We start from the raw sequence: 19,208 nt of genomic DNA on the forward strand, positions 1-19,208 counted from the left end.
TAGCATCAAAGACATTTTAAAATTTATTTAAGATTTTTAATTTTGAATTGAAGGAAAAATCTAAAATTGAATTACTCCTAACTAATGAAGTTTTCGTCGTGCAGCTGCTAAAATTAAGCGTTGTTCAGCCCGAGCGATCGCCTGATATGTTCGCTCGACTGCTTCCGGTTCAACAGAAATGGAAGTTATGCCCCATTCCACTAATTTATCAATAATTTCTGGATAGAGGGCTGGTGCTTGACCACAAATTGAACAAGGTATGCCAGCACTTTTAGCCATTTGGATCAGTTGAGCGATCGCCCTCATAACTGCCGGATGAAGTTCATTAAATACTTTTGCTAATCCTTGTTCTCGATCCACTCCTAGCAGTAATTGGGTTAAGTCGTTTGTACCAATAGAAATTCCAGCTGCACCTGCTTTGACATATTCTGGCAGTAAAAAGAGTACACTTGGCACTTCTGCCATCATCCACAATTGAAACTGTGACACCTCAGTTAAAAGAGCTTGCTCAACTTTGCGACGGCAAAAGACAAACTCTTCTACAGTTCGAACAAAAGGCAACACTAGATTGACATTGCTGTAGCCAGCTTGCTGTACACTCGCTAAAGCTTTCAATTCTAACTCAAATACTGCGGGATTTCGTAAATAACTGAAGGTGCCACGTTCACCCAACATCGACTGGGGTGAAGATTGTAAATTATCATTTAATGAAGGGAAATCCTGCGATCGCCAATCTAAAGAACGATAAAAAACTGGTCTTGGTGCAAAAGCACGGGCAAACTGCATAATCTGCTCAGACCATAGCTCTAACAATTCTGCCTGACGCCCGCTTAAAATCCAACTATTGGGATGTTGCCCGGACAATATATTTAGTACCATTAATTCTGAGCGCAACAATCCCACCCCATCCACAGGAAAGCTTTGCACTTGTTTTATTAAAATCGACTGACTCAAGTTAACCAGCAATTGGGTAGCAATCATAGGTAGACGAGAAGTAAGAGGAGGATGGGGCGTTTTGGGGTTGGCGTGATTTGGGGAAATAAAATTTTCTCCTCCCAGTCTCCCACTTTCCATCTCCTCCTTTGAGTTTCCTTTGATCCGATAAACTTCTCCTTTGTCGCCATCGAGCAGCAGTCGTTCGCCAGTTTGGATTAAGCTTGTAGCAGATGTTGCGTTCACTACTGCTGCGATACCTAATTCTCTGGCAAGAATTGCAGCGTGGCTGGTTAATCCACCTTGTTCGGTAATAATACCAACAACTTGTTGCAATAATGGTAGCCAATCAGGTGCGATCATTGGTACTACTAAAATTACTCCCTCAGGTAGTTGTTCAGGTTTGTGTTGCGGATTAGTAATTACTAGGGCATTCGCCACAACCCGTCCCCCTGCCGCCCCTAGTCCCCTAATGAAGTGTCCGTGGGAAATTACAGATTGGGGAGAACTAACTTGTGTTATGTAAAGTTTGCTAAATGTAGTTTGTTGAGCGATAGTCCATTTGATGGTAAAAGTTTTACCTAGTTCACCTACCAGTTGAGTTCCCAGAGCAATTATTTGTTGTAAGTATTCTTCTTGTAAAGCGTACTGTTTTTGTTGGGCTGACTGAATTACGTAGCTACTTAGACAAGTGTGATCTGGCGTTAGCACTAAGTTCGGCACGGGTTGCGAAAAAGCTTCAGATGCGGGATTATTAACACCATAAGCCAGCATTTTATTGCCCAAATGTTGCTCAAGCACAACCCCAGTTGCCTGTTGAATGTAGTAAACATCTGGCTGGACTTCGCCAAGAGCGATAGCAACTCCTAATCCCCAAGTAGCTTCAATTTCCCACCCAGAGGAGTTGGCTCTGAGCAAGCCACTGGCGATCGCATTCTCAACTGGTTGAACCAAAACTGCTAAACTGATTTGTTGCAGGTTAATTCCTGAGTGCTGCCAATATAGTAGACTTCTAGCACGAAATATCTGGCTCCAGGTACGCTTTAATGCAAAAGCGATCGCTTCGGGTTCGCACTGGCAAAATATCGACTCCAGCAAACCAGATATATTCTTTAGACCCGGGGTAGCAGTCGATACTGCCAAGGTAGGTCGAAGAATCAAACAGCCAGTTTGCCATTCTCTAGCTGCTTGAAAAATGGTACTCACCCACTGCTGTGGCACAGTCGCAGTGAGAATTTCTTGGCGCAAGCGACCAGCCACCTGTTGAAGTTGACGCCAATTAGTGACATCCAAGTGTAACGAAGAATGGGGTAAGTCAGCCACTAATGACTCTGAACTATTGAGATTTTCGAGAAATTGTCGCAGAAATTCTGCCGAAACGACAAAACCAGGAACCACCGGATAGCCACGCTGCGTGATTCTGCTCAAGTAAAACGCTTTGTCACCTACTTTGGCCCGGTCTTGTAGTTTAATTTGGTCTAGCCAGTAGAGTTTGTCCACTCAATTTGTTAGTTGTCAGTTATCTATTTGTAGCCACAGCCATTTCCTCTTGGTACGTTATCAGCCGTAAATCTACTGACTCCCTACTAAGAGGAGCTTCCAGCATTTACGTTTAATTTGCCGACCTTATTAGTGGTTAATTGCTAGTTACATAATGTATTACTGTAATTCGACTCCTTTCTAAATCAAATTTTTTCCTTCATTTCGCCTCTCTTCCCTGAAACCGGGGGTTTAGTTGTTTAATCGAGTTCTAGATGGCGGTATCTAATTATTGAGTATATGAGTTAAATCTAGCAATTTGAGGTAGAATTTTATAGTTCAGTTATTTTAAATAGTTAAAAACTTATTTAATCAACTTATAAATTCATGTCGTTTGCCAAGATTATGATCATTGTCATAATTTAAGAATGCAAACCTTCATTTATTGTTGACAAAAGTAATATCTTATTGGGAAATAATTTTAACAATGGAAGATATTAATTTGCACCTAAAAAAATATTCCCGAATTGATAGAATCCAAATATGATATAGGCTATTAAATTACACCCGTTGAATTAGACTCCATAAATAAGAGATTAAAATATTTTTGCACTATTTTTGTAAAAATATTATTAATTAACCTATTACAGTTTGGGGGAGGTCTGCCTACCTTTAACAAGGGATTTTGCTGCAAGTCTTGTTAATTGAAATGGTAGCTAGATTTTCGCCGTGCTGTACTAATATTTATTATATAAATAAAATTCTCTATATCAGACTAAGCATTGCCAAACACTTACTACCTTGCAACTAATGATTGGCTAAATATCAGCCTCAGGCTATGCATTGCATTACTTATTGGAGCAATTATTGGCTTAGAACGCCAAATTAAGCGCAAACCAGCGGGTTTAAGAACTCATATGCTCGTGAGTTTGGGTTCAGCCATGTTTATTCTCATAATTATCCAAACAGGTGGGTCACAGTCCAGTCCTGATGCACTCAGCCACGTGATTCAAGGGATTGCAGCCGGTGTAGGATTTCTTGGTGCTGGAGAAATTGTCCGCCAATCTTCCCAAAAATCACAGCAACCTGAAATTCACGGACTCACCTCAGCAGCGGCTATTTGGGTTTCGGCTGCTTTGGGAATTGCTGCTGGCTGTGGTTTGTGGCAGTTAGGATTAATTGGTGCTCTGCTGACTTTTCTGGTTCTCAAAGTTTTTAAAAGCTTAGAAAAACATCCATAGTTTATCAATTTTGGATAATGGAATAATGGAATTTGGTGAAGCAGCGCGGTTTATACGTGTCAACTTAAGGCAAAAGCCCGTCTAGAACAAGCTTTTAGAGGTGCCTCGGGAATGCCTAATGAGAGGCTCCGCCTCAAGACTAGCGGCAGAGCCGCAATTGAAGAGCATTTCCAGCCAGAGGCTGTTAACGAGGTTTTGAAAGAGTTTTAGCTTAAGTTGACACCAATGAGCGCACCCAGATTTAGAAACGGGGAATGTCATGTGGCGGCAAACAGCGCCAGTCAGCCAAGAATTAGCGGCAATTTTAGATAAGATGGTTTGTTATCATTTTAGCGATCGCTATCAATCAGCCGCCGCAGTTTTACAAGATTTAAAACGTTTTTAAATTAATTGAACTGAGGATTTGGGAGATATTTGCTGAGGCGATTTTGAAGGCTGGGTGAAAAACTGGAATCAACAATATACAAATTTTCCCAAAAGCAAAGATAAACAAGGTGAAAAAGCGAAGTTTTATAATAGTATTTTCACGCTGATGAATTAGAGGAGACTGTGACCACTACACTACACTGGCAAGAGCGGGTTGGTAATCAAAGGGATTGGGTTTGGCGGGGCTGGCAAACTCGCTATACTTACATTCGCCCTGCCCAAAATACCCACAAGACAACACCTCTGATTCTGTTACATGGCTTTGGCGCTTCCATTGGTCATTGGCGACATAATTTAGAGGTGTTGGGTGAGCATCACACAGTTTACGCCATTGATATGCTGGGTTTTGGCGCTTCTGAAAAAGCCGCAGCTAATTACAGCATCGAACTCTGGGTAGAGCAGGTTTACGACTTTTGGAAAACATTTATCCGTCAACCAGCGATTTTGGTGGGCAATTCCAACGGTTCACTAATTTCTATGGCCGCCGCCGCCGCCCACCCCGACATGGTGCTAGGTATGGTGATGATGAGTTTACCTGACCCTTCACTAGAGCAAGAAGCAATTCCTTCTGTGCTGCAACCAGTCGTCAGAGCAATTAAAAATATTGTCGCTTCGCCGTTGATTCTAAAACCTGTGTTTAACTTCGTGCGCCGTCCAGGGGTGCTGCGTCGCTGGGCAAGTCTTGCCTACGCTAACCCAGAGGCGATTACCGATGAACTTATAGAAATTTTAGCAGGGCCTCCCCAAGACATAGGTTCAGCGAGGGCTTTTAGTGCTTTATTCAAAGCTGCGATTGGAATTAACTTTAGTCCCAGTGTCAAGGTAGTGTTACCAACCTTAACAATTCCGATGCTGTTAATTTGGGGACAGAAGGATCGGTTTGTTCCCCCAGCCTTGGCTAGCCAATTCGCGCAGTACAACGAAAAATTGGAAGTGCTGAATTTACCGGACGTAGGCCATTGTCCCCATGATGAATGTCCAGAACAAGTTAACCAAGCTATTTTAGATTGGATTGAAAGATGGGTTAGCGATCGCCAACCGTTGCTTACTCCCTAAATATTATGCAATGGGAGCGATCGCGCCAGCCAGTAAGTAGTCGAACAGAATTAATTACACAATGTCATTCTGAATGTAACGTTCGCTTCGTTCGCAATGACGGTAAATATTTTTGTCCATTTACTTACCTTCGCCACTATTGAATTTTGAATTGCTTAACACCTAGCCAATCGTGGCTTGGTTAGTGTCAACATTTGTAGCGCCATTCACAGAATTAGCTACAGAAACCATCTTATTGAGAATTTCTTGACTGGGAACTTTACCTTTCAATACTACAGTGCTACCCGTTTGAGCAACCCAAAGGGTATCAACATCATCGAGTTGGGGGTCTTGATCAAATGCCAACGCTACCCGCTTTGCCAAGCCACTTTGGTCGTATTCGCCGCTCAATCCTAAACGTTCTGGGGGGATTGATTGCGTATCAGTAGCAACACTATTACTAGAATCTGGCACTATTGACTGCGGAGTAGGATTTACTTCGGCATTTTGAGGTTTTTCCATTCCAAATAATCTTTTTAACCAACCCATAAAAACTTTTCTCCTAATTAGAGGCTTATTAAACCTGAGTATAAAAGCTTTACAAAAATACCGCATCTACCAATCAAAAGAGATGCATTCAATGAAATTCCTTCTTACAGAATGATTTCTGCCCAATTTATCTCTAGAGAATGTAATGAGTGCAGCTATTGAGTTTACAATAAAAGGTCACACTGACAATTAGTGCAGTAGTACGTCACCGCAAGAATAAACATACATTTTACAAAATGTCAAGAGTTTAAAACTCAAGAAATTTTGAATGAGTGAATTCTGCCAAACGGTACTAGTGTTACGTTACTCAAATCCTGTTCTAGCCTCTGTTGGCGAAGATGAAACATACTCTTTCAGTTCTCGTAGAAGATGAGGCGGGTGTTCTCTCCCGCATTTCTAGTTTATTCGCCCGTCGCGGCTTTAATATTGAAAGCCTTGCTGTTGGCCCTGCTGAACAAGGAGGAGTCTCCCGAATTACAATGGTTATACCTGGTGACGATCGCATTATCGAGCAACTCACCAAGCAACTGTACAAGTTAGTCAATGTGCTTAAGGTACAGGATATTACCGAAACTCCTTGCGTAGAGCGGGAATTGATGCTCTTAAAGGTGAATGCTACTAGCAGCAATCGCTCAGAAGTGATCGAACTGTCTCAGATTTTCCGGGCGCGAGTCGTGGATGTGGCGGAAGATTCTCTCACCTTAGAAGTTGTGGGAGATCCAGGTAAAATGGTAGCGATCGTGCAGGTGTTGCAAAAATTTGGTTTGAAAGAAATCGCCCGCACTGGCAAAATTGCTCTGACTCGTGAGTCGGGTGTGAATACCGAGTTACTCAAGTCTTTGGAAGCAAAAGTTTAGTTGGGAACTTAAATAAAGGCTTTGTAAATAATTAACTTGTGGGGGCGCAGATGTGCGCCCCCAACGTCTGTTTCATTCAGAGAGGCATATCGGTGAGCCAAAGATTGTATAGCAAGGGACTGGGGACTAGGGACTGGGGACTGGGTGAAAAGCCTTTTTGTGTCTAAGTTTTATCATCTGTTAATGTCCTAACCACCTTGGCTGTTGCTATATCTCATCAACGACAGTAAAAATTGAAACTGGTGAAATGCTAGGATAATCGTCGTAAAATTCCCATTCTGCTAATCGAGCAGCATCGACAGCAGCACAGTATAAAGCTAGTTTTTCGGTTTCAGCTTGTTGCTGCGCCAACATAGCCTGATAAGCTTGGTGGATAAAGTTAGAGAAAGAGTAGGTTAATTTATGTAAGCCGATGCATTAACAAAGCGGCCGCTGCATTAACAATGCAAGCCATTACATTAACAATGCAAGCCATTACATTAACAATGCAAGCCATTACATTAACAATGCAAGCCATTACATTAACAATGTAAGCCGATGCATTAACAATGTAAGTCATTACATTAACAAGGCGGCCGCTGCATTAATAATGTAAGCCAATGCATTAACAAGGCGGCCGATGCATTAACTTAACTTTATAGTGCGATCGCAACTCCTCAGAGGGAAAAAGAGAAGAATTATTGAAGAAGAATTCAGAAGTCAGAATTCAGGGGTCAGCAATATTTCAGTGGGGGTCTGAATCCCCCACTGATTAAAGCCCACTAAATCTTTGATTTAGTGGGGGTTTTAAACCCGTTTATTCATCCACTCTTATCGTACAGAAAACATTGCTGAATTCTGACGACTGACTCCTGAATTCTGTTTGATAGAACGCAAAGGAGCGCAGAGAAACCCCTCTGTGTACCTCTGCGTTTAACCTCTGTGTGCCTATGGGTTTAAAAAATAATTTATCCAAGTTGCTCGATCATTCGTCACTAATCAGTAGAACAATTTTACCCGTCACAGAACCGCTTTCAAGTAATTGGTGGACTTTAGCCGCTTCTTTCAAAGGAAACTTGTGACTAACGTGGATTTTTAACTTGCCTTCATCGATCCAGGTGGCACATTGTTCGAGAATTTCTGCATGATGCTGGAGACTCTCTTCCAATCCTAGCAATGCTGGTGCCAACATGAATTCTAAACCAATGCGGAGGTTGCGAGTTCTAGCAGTTTTCCAAACAGTATTGGCATCTGGTTCGAGAATCGTCACAATATCGCCATACACTCGCACTGCGGGGAAAGTTTTGTGAAAGGTTTCACCGCCTACGGTATCAAAAGCCAAGTCTACGCCTTCGCCGCCAGTCCAATCTAATACCGCTTGCACAAAGTCAGTTTGTTTATAAAAAATTACATGATCAGCACCAAGTTGTTTGACGAAATTAGCCTTTTCCTCAGAACTGACTGTAGTGGAAACACTAACACCTTTGAGTTTCGCCAATTGAATTGCTACATGCCCGACACCACCAGCACCCGCATGAATCAAAACCCGTTCTCCAGGTTCCAATCGTCCCCGTTCGTATAAAGCTTCCCAAGCGGTAATTAACACCAAAGGCGCTGCTGCTGCTTCGGCAAAAGAGATAGACGCGGGTTTACGTGCCACAAACCGCTGATCCACAACAGTATATTCAGCATAATTACCTTGGTGTGCGCCCAAGCCGCCATAGCAAAAATATACCTCATCGCCTGGGCGAAAATGTTGAACGCCAGCACCTACCGCTTCGACAATACCGGCACCATCACATCCTAAAATTGTCGGCAGGCGATCGGGGTAGAAACTGCCTCGGCTACGAAGTTTAGTGTCAATGGGGTTAATGCCAGCCGCCACCAAACGCACTAAAAGTTCACTATTACGTACAGGAGCCGGGTTTGGCATTTCCTGTACTTGCAGAACTTCCGGACTGCCAGCTGCTGTCATCAAGACTGCTTTCACAACTTTTTCCTCCAGGCTTTAAATGCACGTTCATTTGCAACTTTAGCGCAAGAGGGTGGATACAGAGTTATGTTTTAGGGAAAACTGCGTAGGCGTAGCCCGTCGTAGACATCGCACCCTCATCCCTTATCTCACAGCGTAATGTATGAAGACAAGCTCCTAAAAAGGAAAAACCGCGAAACTTGGTGTTTGACGGTTTACAATGTGGTGTGAGGAGTTTAACTATATATCATGATAAATTAGCTGCCCAACAACAACGCACTCGTAACAATTTTGGTAACAGACTTTTTTTAGCGACCTTAGAGCAAAGCACCACTACAACCATAGCAATCAGCAGTAGTTTCTATTTCACTAATCATGTCTAAACTGCCAGCTTCTAACAGTTTGCTAACTATCAAGGTTTCACCATTGCGATTTTTTGCAGGCAAATTCATCATTTGGTTAAAGTCACAATCATATACATTGCCTAGATAGTCAATTGAAAGTTCATAACTATTAAATGTTCAATTGTGCTGAGATTAAAATGTGACTTTAAAAACGGCAAATAGCTGATGTACAGTTTTCTGCATTCTAAATGTATTTTGGTACTAACTGGTAAGTTGGTAATGGTGAAGAGGTTGTTAAATACAATATTAAAATGTTCTTATAAGAACATTTTGTAATCTCGTTTTAGGTTATTCTGTTCGGGAGCTAAGGAAAATTTTCACCCATAGGTAACTGGGGATTAAATACTAAGTCCAAAATTTAATTTTTTCTAACCTTGCAAGAATCTGTAGGTTATTGCACTAATAATTGCAGCAGTAGGTAAAGTTATAATCCAGGATAGTAGTATCTGATAAAAAACACGCATATTGGTTTTTTTGCTAATCAACCCCACACCAAAAATAGAACCAACTGAAACATGAGTGGTGGAAACTGGAAGCCCAAAGCGATTAGCTGCAATAACTAGAACTCCAGTTACTATATTTGCTGATAAACCTTGAGGATGATTCATTGAAGTAATCTTTTCACTCATGGTTAATGCAACTTTTTGGGAGTTGAGTAAACCGCCAAGTGCCATTGCGATCGCTATTGTGATCATTCCTCCCTGAATCGAAAAATACTCAATAATTAGAATGAGTGAGAAAATCTTGGGAGTATCATTTAATCCTCTAGTAAAGCTGACAATTCCAGCACTGATAAAATGGCAAGTATCAATCATTTTCTGGCTAACTGGTAAATTCCATTTAGAATTGATATAGCCAGATAAACTGTAAATTCCTGCTCCCAAAGGAATAGCAATAATTGGACTGAGTAATAGAGGCAAAATAAAGGAAGTTCCCAAAGCTGCAAAATTAACTTTGAGTCCGATCGCAACTAATCCAGCGCCAACAAGAGCACCAGTTAAACTGTGAGTTGTAGAAATGGGAAACCCCATGAGGGTAGCTATGAGCACAGTTAAACCAGCAGCGATCGCTACTGCTATATGAAACTCTGGGGCGTTAGCGATCGCATCAGGCACTAGTCCTTTCCCAGAGAAGTTTTTAATTAGTGTACTTGCCAACAAAGTCGCAGTTGCTGCACCAGCCAAAGTTGTAAAAGTTGCCCACAGAATTGCTGTTTGATAGCTGCTAGTTCGGCTACCAAATAGCGTTGCTACCCCTTTAAAGTTATCATTTGCACCATTTGAATATCCTAAAAAGAGCGTGGCGATAAATAGACTAATTAACAACATTTTTGGGTTTATAATATTAACAGCAACCACGACTCCTCTAGTGTCAGTGCGCCTGATAAACACAGGACAAGGGAAATAAGGAAAAATTATTGAATAAGTCTTTCGCTTGTCTTTTCCTAATCCCCAGTCGCAAATTCAATCACGCAATGTGTAACCGACACCACTCACAGTTTGAATAAGGCACTTTTCATTATTGGCCTCAAGTTTCAGACGCAGGTAGCGCATGTGAAATTCGATGATGTTAGCATCGCCCATGAAGTCCCAGACTTCCTCTAAAATGCGATCGCAGGTAATTACCTGTCGCGGATGGGCCAGTAAATATTCTAGTAAATCAAATTCCTTAGCAGTTAACTCAATTAACCGCTGATCTCGGTACACTTGGCGCGTGCGACGATTTAAACTTAGGTCTTCAAATTCTAAAACATCTGCTTTGTCTGCTTGGTGGCTTCTTCGCAGGTGAGCGCCGACTCTGGCTAATAATTCATCAACACCGAAGGGTTTAACCAGGTAATCATCAGCACCAGCGTCTAAACCTGCAATGCGATCGCTCACTTCATCTTTGACGGTTAATAAGATTATCGGCACTTTATTACCAATATTTCGTAGGCGGCGGTAAATTTCCAACTCTGACAAACCCGGCAACATCCAGTCTAAAATTACTAAATCTAGATGTAACTCACGCGCTGCGGTGAGTGCAGTTAATCCATCGTAGGCGATGCTAACTTGATAACCTTCATAACTTAGCTCCAATTCGACAAATCGTGCCAGTTTGACTTCATCTTCAACCAGTAAGATGTGCGTCATGATCATGTTAATGATTTCAGCAGGGTACGGTAAGCAATAATCCGGTCTGGAAACACTTTAGTGAGGTGCCAGCTACTTAATAGCCAAACATCTAAATTAGGTCTACTTAGCTTAGTATAAATCTGAGTAAGTAACAACCGTATGTCTGCAATTCCCGATCGATGGCTGCTTGATCAAACAACGATCCAACTGGCTATTAGCAATAGGCTGTGACATCTTCACCGCATTCATCAGCGAGATAACAGAGCGCTTTAAAACGTAAACCAACCACTTCCTTGTATAAGGGATTTAATTTACACATCGGAGGAATGTGAAATAGCTTCCGACCAAACATTGTGATGTCTTGCTCAAAGGGACACTGAGCAGGAATAGCTTTACACAAGAAATGAGCCAATTTAGAGTTATGAATTTCTATCGTTTCCAACCACTGGCGGACTGAGTGCAGTAAATCATTGTGTAACCAGACTTGAATAAAGCTTGTCATAATTGTTCACCTTAATAATTTCAAATTAGATTGAGTTTGTTGTATCTGAACCTCTATAAATACATCCGGTTAGGTTTTATAGTTTTATGCAGTGATTGCTCGTTCTTTAGTTCTCTACAGAGATAGAATGAGTCTCTATGCACACTGTTAATTACACATTCAATTGCCAAAATTCCGGATGATTTATACCATCCCCAAAAATTTTTGCAACAAATGAATCGGCTGTAAGGCTTATAGGTGTATGCCCCTAGCAACGTATTTTTAACAGAATTTCGTGAAATGGTAATGTGCCAAAGGCTAGGCTAGATATTGCCGAACTGCAAAGCTATAACCAACTTCTTGGAGGCGCAGCGAAACTCACCCTAAAAAAGCATCAAGCTTCAGGGAAGCTGCGAAAACTAATGACTGATGACTTTTTCAGTAACAAAAAGCTACTTTTTGACTTATGGGCATCAAGTTACGACTGGCTCTTTCCTTCAGTGTTTTATCGAGCCGTTCACAAACGCTTGCTAGAGTACGTCGATTTACCAAAGTCAGCAAATGTACTTGATATCGGCTGTGGTACTGGACGCTTACTTGAGCGCCTTGCTACTCAGTTTCCCGATCTGCAAGCCACCGGATTGGATTTATCTGCTAATATGTTGCGGGTAGCAAGACAGAGCAACTGCCACCGTCCACGTTTAATTTATATCGAGGGGAAAGCTGAGTCTCTTCCCTTTGCTGATGGTCAATTTGATGCTGTTTTCAGCACTATCAGCTTTTTGCACTATTCGGAACCTAAACAGGTGGTTAGTGAGATAGCACGGGTACTTTCTCCCGGTGGACGCTTCTACTTGGTTGACATTACCTCCAAAAAAGAGTCAGAACCTCAATTATTGCCAGTCTCTCCCCGGGGAATTAGACTCTACAGCCCTAATCAACGTCAACTTCTTGGCTCCTCTGCTGGGTTATTGTGTTTGAATCACCACTATTTACTAGGGCCAGTCTTACTAACGATTTTTGCTAAACTTCCGTTGGATTGATGGATAACTTTCTCTCTTTAAAAAGGCTTACTATGATTCCCGCTTTTTTAAGGAGGGTTAGGGAATATCAAGCCCTAACTGGCCTTGATATTCCATAAACACCACAGGAACTTTGAGCAGCTTTTTAGCTAATTGCGAAAATCTATATTTACCCTTGAGCATAGACAAGCCTCTTGTCCTGGGAAATTGTGGCAAGTCTTCAAAAGATATTGGTACAAAGTCAAAGCGACTGTAAAATTGCGCCAATCGTTCACCTAAACATTCAAGATAAAGTGGTTGTGTTGCTGTATTAATCAAATGCTGCGTTAGCAAAGTACCCAAACCGCGACCTCTCCAAGCTGATGCAACGACCAAACTACCAAGTTCTTGTGCCCCTGAGAAATTACGAAGCTGTCCACAAGCTACCAGATTGCGTAGGCTTTGCCCGCCGTAGGCATCGCATTCAATTACCCAAAATTGCTGCCAATTTAATTGGGTTGGGTCGAGTTTCGCTGAGAATACCAGCAATCGAATCGACCATTGATCCCCAGAGGTTGCCTTGCGAAGGACACATCCAGATGGTAATGATAGATTGCTCTGGTTCATTAATTACACTTTGATAGTTTGTATCATTATCATCACACCATATTATCCACTCAGATCGTTTGCCATTTCCTACCAACTATCAATAAAGCAATTTCAAAAGCATCTTGGACATCAAACCCGTTCCAAGTTCTCCCTTAAATTTATGGATTTTTGTCAGCAGACATGAGTAGTAATAAACAATACTTCCGATAGAGGTGAAATCAGCCATAACTAGATTCTAGATAGATGCACTCAAACCCAAAATTTTTTTAAGATAATCCCGAGAATAAATTATTAGGAATGTAATCATGGCTGAAGAACAAAAATCTAATAATCAAGAAACTACGCCTACTGCTTCTGGTGGTTACCAAACCACCGCTGACGAAAGTACCCGCAAAACTGGCGATGCTGAAAAGAGTGATGCTAAACCCACTGCTACACCAGAAGCACCAGAAAACGATTCTGTAGCAGGTAGCCCCAATCAGGGAACTGAGTCACGTTAATTGGTTTGAACTTTGCCTAGTTTCAATAATCTAATTGAGTTTTTTCTAGTAACCTAGATTTAGTAAACTTTGAGTGGATAGTTGTGATTTATATCATGATTATCCACTTATTTTGTTGTGGAAGAATTGTTTTTAGGGAGGGTGGAGGCTGGTATGGTGAGTGCGTAGGTGCAGCCCGCTGTAGGCTATTGCTTTTGGATTATACTATTGTTTCTTTAATTTTACTCCATACTGAAGAAATGATTTTCCTTGCACTTAATTATATATTTAATATTAATATTTATAAATATAATATCTGATGTTTGTCAGCACAGCGTTAAGCAGAAATCACCTATCTCTGAAAATCTGTTAAACTTCACGATTCTTAATCATACCAGCTTGCTTGTGTGGCTGACAGAAGTTCCACAATCCAATAGGCTGATCTTAAAGCGGTGATTTTTCACAAAGCTCATCTGCATAAAAAGGTAGGCTTCATTATCCAGCACTTTTGGATAACCATGTGTAACATGTTGCCTATCCTCTATCATCACTTAGTCGTTAATAACTACCTATACAGAAAATGCCCCTTAAAATCGTCCAAAACTTTGATGGCAGTTTCACTCTTGAAGCACAAGCTCAAGAAATTCTATTCAATTTATTGACAAGCGTTGCTTTCTTAAACCAAATTCGTCAACAGTTGCAATGTGAACAAGTTAAATTTACAGAATTACTTTTCCAACCAGTTCCTTACAGCTTAACTACCACTAAAGGAATGCCAGCAGAATTTGAAAAGTATCATGAATCTGATGAGTATGCCATCATCAACGTCCCACCAAATTTCATGTTTAGTGCTAAGATTTTTAAACCCAGTCGCCTTTGTGCAATTTACCAAAAATTGGGTAATGGGTAATTATCAAGATAATTTTCCCTAATTAGCAATTCTCAATTTTGAAGGCAAATAGTAAGTTTGATATTTGATGTATGGCTCTTGAAATGAATCTTTCTTCTTTAGCAACTCTGGAATACATTCCTTACATTGACGATCGCGGCCAATTACCCGAACAATTTCAGAGTAAAATCGGGGTATATGCTATTTTTAACCAAGAAAAAGTACTCCAATTTGTAGGATACTCCCGTGATGTTTATCTCAGCCTCAAGCAGCATTTAGTCCGTCAGCCACAGCAATGCTATTGGGTCAAAGTTGAAACTATTGAACGGCCTAGCCGCACAATTTTAGAAAATACTGAAAATGCTTGGATTGCTGAAAATGGCAGTGTGCCTTGGGGAAATGGGGATCACAAGGAAAAATGGACTCATCCCATTGATGTGAAAGTGATAATGACACCTGAAGAACAGGCAAAATATCAAAATCCAGCTAATGATGAATTAGCACAAATAAAAATTATTAAAAATGTGGCACGGAGAGTAGAAGCAGAAATTTCAACGCAATTGCTAGAAGGGCGTGGTTTGCAAATGCAAATTCGCTTCAATCCTAAATTGAAAGAAGAAGGTTTACTAGATTTGAAATGAAGCTAGTTTTGGGGAAAACTATCTTATAAATCTCGCTTGTAATCTTTCATGACAATACAGCTGCTGAACGATCGCTATCAAGTTATCCGTACACTGGGCGCTGGTGGGTTTGGTGAAACCTATTTAGCAGAAGATACCTACATGCCTTCAAAGCGGCGTTGTGTGGTTAAACAGCTAATACCGATTCACAACAATCCCCAAATTTACCAGATAGTGCAAGAGAGGTTTCAACGGGAAGCAGCTATTTTAGAAGAACTCGGTGGCGCAAATGACCAAATTCCGGCATTGTATGCCTACTTCTCCTCAGGCGGACAATTTTACTTAGTTCAAGAGTGGATTGAAGGCGATACCCTAACTGGAAAAGTCCAGAAGCAGGGGCTATTTAGTGAAGGCGCTGTCCAGGAATTATTCATGAATTTATTACCCATCCTGGATTACGTTCACTCTAAGCATATCGTTCACCGCGATATTAAACCGGATAACATTATTGTGCGTCATCGGGACGGTAAACCGGTGCTGATTGATTTTGGTGCTGTACGGGAATCAATGGGAACAGTGGTGAATTCTCAAGGCAATCCTACCAGTTCGATTGTGATTGGTACACCAGGCTATATGCCGAGTGAACAAGCCGCAGGTAGACCAGTTTTTTCTAGTGATTTATACAGTTTAGGAATGACGGTAATTTATTTGTTGACTGGTAGACAAGCCCAACAACTAGAAACGGATTCGCAGACGGGTGAAATTGTCTGGCGACAATATGCCAGTCATCTTAGCCCAATTATGGCAGGAGTAATCGATAAAGCGATCGCTTATCATCCGCGCGATCGCTACCCCACAGCCAGAGCAATGCTGGATACTTTGCAGAGCATAGCAAATCCTATTCCACCGACGCAACCCCTCTTGACTCAACCGACTGTAGTCTCTGCACCGCCACCTCAGACAGTGCCTGTCAAACCACAGCCTAACCCTCAAGGTAATAGTCAGAATAATATCCTTATCGGCAGTTTAATCGCAGGTGGGTTAATTGGTGCATCTGTGATTATTAGCCAGGTAGTAACAAAATCTTCTCAATCTACAGCAGACAAAACGGTGTTACCTTCACAAACACCGTCAACTGTCACAAGCCCCGTTATAGAAACTCCCAAATTGATCCCAACGATCCCATCTGTTCCTACTCAATCTACGCCTATCCCAACTACATCAATACCGCCAGTTGATACCAGGGCTGTCAACACTTATTTCTGGCTTTCCCAAAGACTTATAACTGATGCAGATTTGGATGGTAAAAACGGTTTTGAACTAGATATTATGCGAAATTCTATTTTTGCCAGTCACGGCCGCCGTTTTGATACTCTTGAATTACAAGATTACTTTAATAACCAACCTTGGTATCGTCCTATATATTTACCAAAGGCATTTCCACCTAAATTGCTGTCAAAATTAGAGCAACAGAATGTAGAGTATATCAGCAAATATCAAGCTCGTTACGACTTGAGATATTTTAAGAAATAAGATTTTCATAATTATACCATTTCAGGAAATACCTGATATATATCAGTAGGGGCATACTGCTTTACGTCCTGAGAACCGATGGATTTTTTGCAAATATTTTTGATAAATGCTATACTTTCTAAGTATATTTGCTTAGACTTATCAAAGGATTTCTTAGAGTAATAGTTAGATAATATATAGGTCAGCTAGTGTAACATATTGGACAGATTATTAAATATTTAATAGCCTAAAATCGTCAAATATCAGAGGCTAATCTTAGTGAAGTCTATATGGAGTCAGAGATAAACTCTGTTCTTCTCCCCCAAAGTCCATCTTTAGATACTAGGCAGTTTCATAACCAGGCATTTCTATTTAAGATATAAGATTGCTATATCCAAGATAAGCAATCCATAAGTTAAAAAAATGCCATGTTTATATTTTCTTTGTTATTTTGTATTTAACGGGACAGTTCTTCCTGATTTGGTGGGTTTAAATAACAATTAGTTAAACGATTTCCCCCCAAAGATGCATGTAAAATCTTTGCATTGTGCTTACTTTACTTTCCAATTTACAAGCAGAATGCAAATTGACCAGATAGATTACATGGTAATATTCCCAATCTGCAAATAGCTCATCTACATTAGGAAAACCTTGCCTACGACTATGCTTAAAACAAAAAATCGACGTATTTTTCTGCCTGCTTTTATTAACCATTTAGAAGAAAAGGATCAAACAGTCCGTAAAAAGCAATTTGCTTTACCTAAATTAGATTTACTGCAACCATTACGTCAATGGCTGGACAAATTTGAGATTCAGAATCGGAAATTAGCCAAATTTATTGCTAAACTGATTCCCGCCCAGTGTCCATTCGAGCGTGATATCATGCTTTTTGGTCGCACAATAGGCCACATTCCGCCAATGTGCAAACTCAATCCCCTTTATAACGAACTTGTCTACTTGCGTTTTCGGGCTTTGTGTTATCTAGTAGATCAGTGTGGAGAGGATATTCAATCCTACTGCTGATAACTAGAGAAAATACAATATGGAAATTAAAATTGAGCATCAACCTACACAAGAACACCTCAATGAATTGGGTGTCTCTAAATGGGAAATTTGGAAAAAGGAAGTTTCCAAATTCCCTTGGACTTATGATTCTCAAGAAACTTGTTACTTTTTGGAAGGTGATGTAGTTGTTACTCCTAATGGTGGACAACCAGTGCAAATGGGGAAAGGCGATTTGGTTATTTTTCCTTCTGGCATGTCCTGCATATGGGAAATTACAAGCAACGTGAAAAAACATTATTACTTTGATTAGTCAATAGATAAGAGTGATCCCCTTTGTCTACTTGATGATCCCAAAGCCCAACGCTTCACAACATCTCATAACTTAATTTAGATTTTTACTATATGGATGTTCGCAGCGAGTGTCGTAGAATCCGTAAATTGCTTATATCAATATCGCTCGAAATTCGTTGCGACTCCATCCCCTAAACAATATTCCTAGAAATAAATAGTCTCATTTCCTTCAAATTTGGCAGAAAGTTGTTGCCAGGTTAGTAGTTGATAATTAAAAATGTGAAAGCCATTGATCCCCGACTTATTTTACGAAGTCGGGGATCTGGTGATAGCGATCGCCACCACTCTTAATCTTGGCAGTTCATAATCGTGTTAGTGGGAGTTTAGTTACAGAAGATGCTGTGTAGCAAAAAAAGGTTTCGCTTCACCGCAATTTTATTGAGGAAAATCATTAAAAATGTTACTGCATTTAAGTACTTGGCAAGAAATCGAAGCTTATTTACAGCAGTCAAAGGGAATAATTTTTCCTATTGGTTCCACAGAACAACATGGGCCAACCGGGTTAATTGGTACTGATGCTATTTGTGCAGAAGCGATCGCAGCTGGTGTAGGTGATGCAACTGGCGCGATCGTTGGCCCGACAATCAATGTGGGCATGGCACTGCATCATACTTCCTTTCCTGGCACAATCAGCCTGCGCCCCAGCACTTTAATTCAAGTAGTGCGAGATTATGTAACTTGTTTAGCCAAAGCTGGTTTTACCAAGTTCTACTTTATCAACGGACATGGTGGTAATATTGCCACCCTGAAAGCGGCTTTCTCAGAAACTTACGCCCATTTAGAAGATTTACAGATTCTTAATGCTCAACAGGTGCAATGTCAAGTGGCAAACTGGTTTATGTGCGGTTCTGTATATAAGCTAGCTAAAGAATTATATGGGGATCAAGAAGGTTCTCATGCAACGCCAAGTGAAGTAGCCCTTACCCAGTACGTTTATCCAGAGGCGATTAAGCAAGCGCCCCTTTCACCCGAAGTTGCAAGCGGATACAGGATTTATAGCGCAGCTGACTTTCGAGTGCGTTATCCAGATGGACGCATGGGATCAAATCCGGCTTTAGCAACGCCTGAACACGGTAAACAACTTTATGACTTGGCGGTGAAAGAACTTAGCAATGGGTATTTGGAATTTGTGAACGCAGAATAAAAGTCATAGAAAGACATTGTAGAGATGCGAGTCAAATTGCGGTAAATCGCCCAGACAGTGCCTGGCAAATCTAACTTAGATACTGAAATGCCGCAAACACTGTCTGCGGAATCTAATTTATCAACTTA

General features: G+C 40.9%; 20 protein-coding genes and 1 pseudogene. 12 read left to right on the top strand and 9 right to left on the bottom strand.

Annotated elements, in window-relative coordinates; translation table 11 throughout:
* Window positions 1–81 precede the first annotated feature (81 nt).
* A complete protein-coding gene (locus V7K35_RS24210) occupies window positions 82–2,433 on the bottom strand; it encodes a putative PEP-binding protein (protein WP_335082350.1) in 2,352 nt (783 codons plus the stop codon).
* Between the two features lie 761 nt (window positions 2,434–3,194).
* Here V7K35_RS24210 and V7K35_RS24215 point away from each other — a divergent pair.
* The 3 genes from V7K35_RS24215 (at window position 3,195) to V7K35_RS24225 (ending at window position 5,135) form a co-directional block, all read left to right on the top strand.
* Window positions 3,195–3,653, top strand: coding sequence for an MgtC/SapB family protein (locus V7K35_RS24215; protein WP_335082352.1), 459 nt, complete (start codon window positions 3,195–3,197; stop codon window positions 3,651–3,653).
* A 259-nt stretch (window positions 3,654–3,912) separates the two neighbouring features.
* The gene (locus V7K35_RS24220; protein ID WP_335082354.1) at window positions 3,913–4,038 is read left to right on the top strand and encodes a hypothetical protein; all 126 of its coding nucleotides are present in this window, start codon (window positions 3,913–3,915) and stop codon (window positions 4,036–4,038) included.
* A gap of 164 nt (window positions 4,039–4,202) precedes the next feature.
* On the top strand, window positions 4,203–5,135 hold the full coding sequence (locus V7K35_RS24225; RefSeq protein WP_335082356.1) for an alpha/beta fold hydrolase: 933 nt from the start codon (window positions 4,203–4,205) through the stop codon (window positions 5,133–5,135).
* A 162-nt stretch (window positions 5,136–5,297) separates the two neighbouring features.
* Here the strand turns inward: V7K35_RS24225 and V7K35_RS24230 are convergent, their stop codons facing one another.
* A complete protein-coding gene (locus V7K35_RS24230) occupies window positions 5,298–5,663 on the bottom strand; it encodes a BON domain-containing protein (RefSeq protein WP_335082358.1) in 366 nt (121 codons plus the stop codon).
* Window positions 5,664–6,001: 338 nt separating this feature from the next.
* Between V7K35_RS24230 and ilvN the strand changes: the two genes are divergently transcribed.
* Window positions 6,002–6,520 carry an acetolactate synthase small subunit gene (ilvN, locus tag V7K35_RS24235; RefSeq protein WP_334795320.1) on the top strand — a complete coding sequence of 173 codons (519 nt, stop codon included), beginning with the start codon at window positions 6,002–6,004 and terminating at the stop codon, window positions 6,518–6,520.
* 207 nt (window positions 6,521–6,727) lie between these two features.
* Here ilvN and V7K35_RS24240 read toward each other — a convergent pair whose 3' ends face one another.
* From V7K35_RS24240 to V7K35_RS24265, 6 genes and pseudogenes are all read right to left on the bottom strand, one after another.
* A complete protein-coding gene (locus tag V7K35_RS24240) occupies window positions 6,728–6,874 on the bottom strand; it encodes a hypothetical protein (protein WP_335082360.1) in 147 nt (48 codons plus the stop codon).
* A 610-nt stretch (window positions 6,875–7,484) separates the two neighbouring features.
* Window positions 7,485–8,489, bottom strand: a complete 1,005-nt coding sequence (locus V7K35_RS24245; RefSeq protein ID WP_335082362.1) for a zinc-dependent alcohol dehydrogenase family protein — start codon at window positions 8,487–8,489, stop codon at window positions 7,485–7,487.
* 299 nt (window positions 8,490–8,788) lie between these two features.
* Window positions 8,789–9,233: pseudogene (locus V7K35_RS24250) on the bottom strand (DUF3641 domain-containing protein); the annotation flags it as partial.
* Window positions 9,234–9,243: 10 nt separating this feature from the next.
* Window positions 9,244–10,203: an inorganic phosphate transporter gene (locus tag V7K35_RS24255; RefSeq protein ID WP_335082364.1), complete on the bottom strand. Its 960-nt coding sequence runs from the start codon at window positions 10,201–10,203 to the stop codon at window positions 9,244–9,246.
* 135 nt (window positions 10,204–10,338) lie between these two features.
* Window positions 10,339–11,007: a response regulator transcription factor gene (locus tag V7K35_RS24260; protein ID WP_335082366.1), complete on the bottom strand. Its 669-nt coding sequence runs from the start codon at window positions 11,005–11,007 to the stop codon at window positions 10,339–10,341.
* A gap of 196 nt (window positions 11,008–11,203) precedes the next feature.
* Window positions 11,204–11,491 (bottom strand): Mo-dependent nitrogenase C-terminal domain-containing protein, encoded by a 288-nt coding sequence (locus tag V7K35_RS24265; RefSeq protein WP_335082368.1) that lies wholly within the window; start codon window positions 11,489–11,491, stop codon window positions 11,204–11,206.
* A 401-nt stretch (window positions 11,492–11,892) separates the two neighbouring features.
* Between V7K35_RS24265 and V7K35_RS24270 the strand changes: the two genes are divergently transcribed.
* Complete coding sequence (locus V7K35_RS24270; protein ID WP_335082579.1) at window positions 11,893–12,513, top strand: class I SAM-dependent methyltransferase; 621 nt, start codon at window positions 11,893–11,895, stop codon at window positions 12,511–12,513.
* Between the two features lie 57 nt (window positions 12,514–12,570).
* Here V7K35_RS24270 and V7K35_RS24275 read toward each other — a convergent pair whose 3' ends face one another.
* Window positions 12,571–13,098 carry a GNAT family N-acetyltransferase gene (locus V7K35_RS24275; RefSeq protein ID WP_335082370.1) on the bottom strand — a complete coding sequence of 176 codons (528 nt, stop codon included), beginning with the start codon at window positions 13,096–13,098 and terminating at the stop codon, window positions 12,571–12,573.
* 287 nt (window positions 13,099–13,385) lie between these two features.
* Here V7K35_RS24275 and V7K35_RS24280 point away from each other — a divergent pair, with 287 nt between their 5' ends.
* The 7 genes from V7K35_RS24280 to V7K35_RS24310 all read left to right on the top strand — a co-directional run bounded on the left by V7K35_RS24280 (window position 13,386) and on the right by V7K35_RS24310 (window position 19,080).
* Window positions 13,386–13,580 (top strand): hypothetical protein, encoded by a 195-nt coding sequence (locus V7K35_RS24280; RefSeq protein WP_334795314.1) that lies wholly within the window; start codon window positions 13,386–13,388, stop codon window positions 13,578–13,580.
* 559 nt (window positions 13,581–14,139) lie between these two features.
* On the top strand, window positions 14,140–14,469 hold the full coding sequence (locus V7K35_RS24285) for a hypothetical protein (RefSeq protein ID WP_335082372.1): 330 nt from the start codon (window positions 14,140–14,142) through the stop codon (window positions 14,467–14,469).
* Window positions 14,470–14,540: 71 nt separating this feature from the next.
* Entirely contained in the window at window positions 14,541–15,089 is a 549-nt protein-coding gene (locus tag V7K35_RS24290; protein WP_335082374.1) for a GIY-YIG nuclease family protein, read from the top strand.
* Window positions 15,090–15,137: 48 nt separating this feature from the next.
* On the top strand, window positions 15,138–16,601 hold the full coding sequence (locus V7K35_RS24295) for a protein kinase domain-containing protein (protein WP_335082376.1): 1,464 nt from the start codon (window positions 15,138–15,140) through the stop codon (window positions 16,599–16,601).
* Between the two features lie 642 nt (window positions 16,602–17,243).
* Window positions 17,244–17,603, top strand: coding sequence for a Mo-dependent nitrogenase C-terminal domain-containing protein (locus V7K35_RS24300; protein ID WP_335082378.1), 360 nt, complete (start codon window positions 17,244–17,246; stop codon window positions 17,601–17,603).
* 19 nt (window positions 17,604–17,622) lie between these two features.
* Window positions 17,623–17,895, top strand: a complete 273-nt coding sequence (locus V7K35_RS24305) for a cupin domain-containing protein (RefSeq protein WP_334795309.1) — start codon at window positions 17,623–17,625, stop codon at window positions 17,893–17,895.
* Between the two features lie 438 nt (window positions 17,896–18,333).
* Window positions 18,334–19,080 carry a creatininase family protein gene (locus V7K35_RS24310; RefSeq protein WP_335082380.1) on the top strand — a complete coding sequence of 249 codons (747 nt, stop codon included), beginning with the start codon at window positions 18,334–18,336 and terminating at the stop codon, window positions 19,078–19,080.
* The last annotated feature ends 128 nt before the right edge of the window (window positions 19,081–19,208 follow it).

The sequence above is a fragment of the Nostoc sp. genome (assembly GCF_036917275.1).
Lineage (GTDB): Bacteria > Cyanobacteriota > Cyanobacteriia > Cyanobacteriales > Nostocaceae > Nostoc.

Excerpts from the sequence above, each read along its gene's own strand:
- V7K35_RS24220 (WP_335082354.1), top strand. The coding sequence starts at position 3,913 with ATGTGGCGGCAAACAGCGCCAGTCAGCCAAGAATTAGCGGCAATTTTA.
- V7K35_RS24230 (WP_335082358.1), bottom strand. The coding sequence starts at position 5,663 with ATGGGTTGGTTAAAAAGATTATTTGGAATGGAAAAACCTCAAAATGCC.
- ilvN (WP_334795320.1), top strand. The coding sequence starts at position 6,002 with ATGAAACATACTCTTTCAGTTCTCGTAGAAGATGAGGCGGGTGTTCTC.
- V7K35_RS24240 (WP_335082360.1), bottom strand. The coding sequence starts at position 6,874 with ATGTTGGCGCAGCAACAAGCTGAAACCGAAAAACTAGCTTTATACTGT.
- V7K35_RS24255 (WP_335082364.1), bottom strand. The coding sequence starts at position 10,203 with ATGTTGTTAATTAGTCTATTTATCGCCACGCTCTTTTTAGGATATTCA.
- V7K35_RS24260 (WP_335082366.1), bottom strand. The coding sequence starts at position 11,007 with ATGACGCACATCTTACTGGTTGAAGATGAAGTCAAACTGGCACGATTT.
- V7K35_RS24265 (WP_335082368.1), bottom strand. The coding sequence starts at position 11,491 with ATGACAAGCTTTATTCAAGTCTGGTTACACAATGATTTACTGCACTCA.
- V7K35_RS24270 (WP_335082579.1), top strand. The coding sequence starts at position 11,893 with ATGACTGATGACTTTTTCAGTAACAAAAAGCTACTTTTTGACTTATGG.
- V7K35_RS24275 (WP_335082370.1), bottom strand. The coding sequence starts at position 13,098 with ATGAACCAGAGCAATCTATCATTACCATCTGGATGTGTCCTTCGCAAG.
- V7K35_RS24280 (WP_334795314.1), top strand. The coding sequence starts at position 13,386 with ATGGCTGAAGAACAAAAATCTAATAATCAAGAAACTACGCCTACTGCT.
- V7K35_RS24285 (WP_335082372.1), top strand. The coding sequence starts at position 14,140 with ATGCCCCTTAAAATCGTCCAAAACTTTGATGGCAGTTTCACTCTTGAA.
- V7K35_RS24290 (WP_335082374.1), top strand. The coding sequence starts at position 14,541 with ATGGCTCTTGAAATGAATCTTTCTTCTTTAGCAACTCTGGAATACATT.
- V7K35_RS24295 (WP_335082376.1), top strand. The coding sequence starts at position 15,138 with ATGACAATACAGCTGCTGAACGATCGCTATCAAGTTATCCGTACACTG.
- V7K35_RS24300 (WP_335082378.1), top strand. The coding sequence starts at position 17,244 with ATGCTTAAAACAAAAAATCGACGTATTTTTCTGCCTGCTTTTATTAAC.
- V7K35_RS24305 (WP_334795309.1), top strand. The coding sequence starts at position 17,623 with ATGGAAATTAAAATTGAGCATCAACCTACACAAGAACACCTCAATGAA.
- V7K35_RS24310 (WP_335082380.1), top strand. The coding sequence starts at position 18,334 with ATGTTACTGCATTTAAGTACTTGGCAAGAAATCGAAGCTTATTTACAG.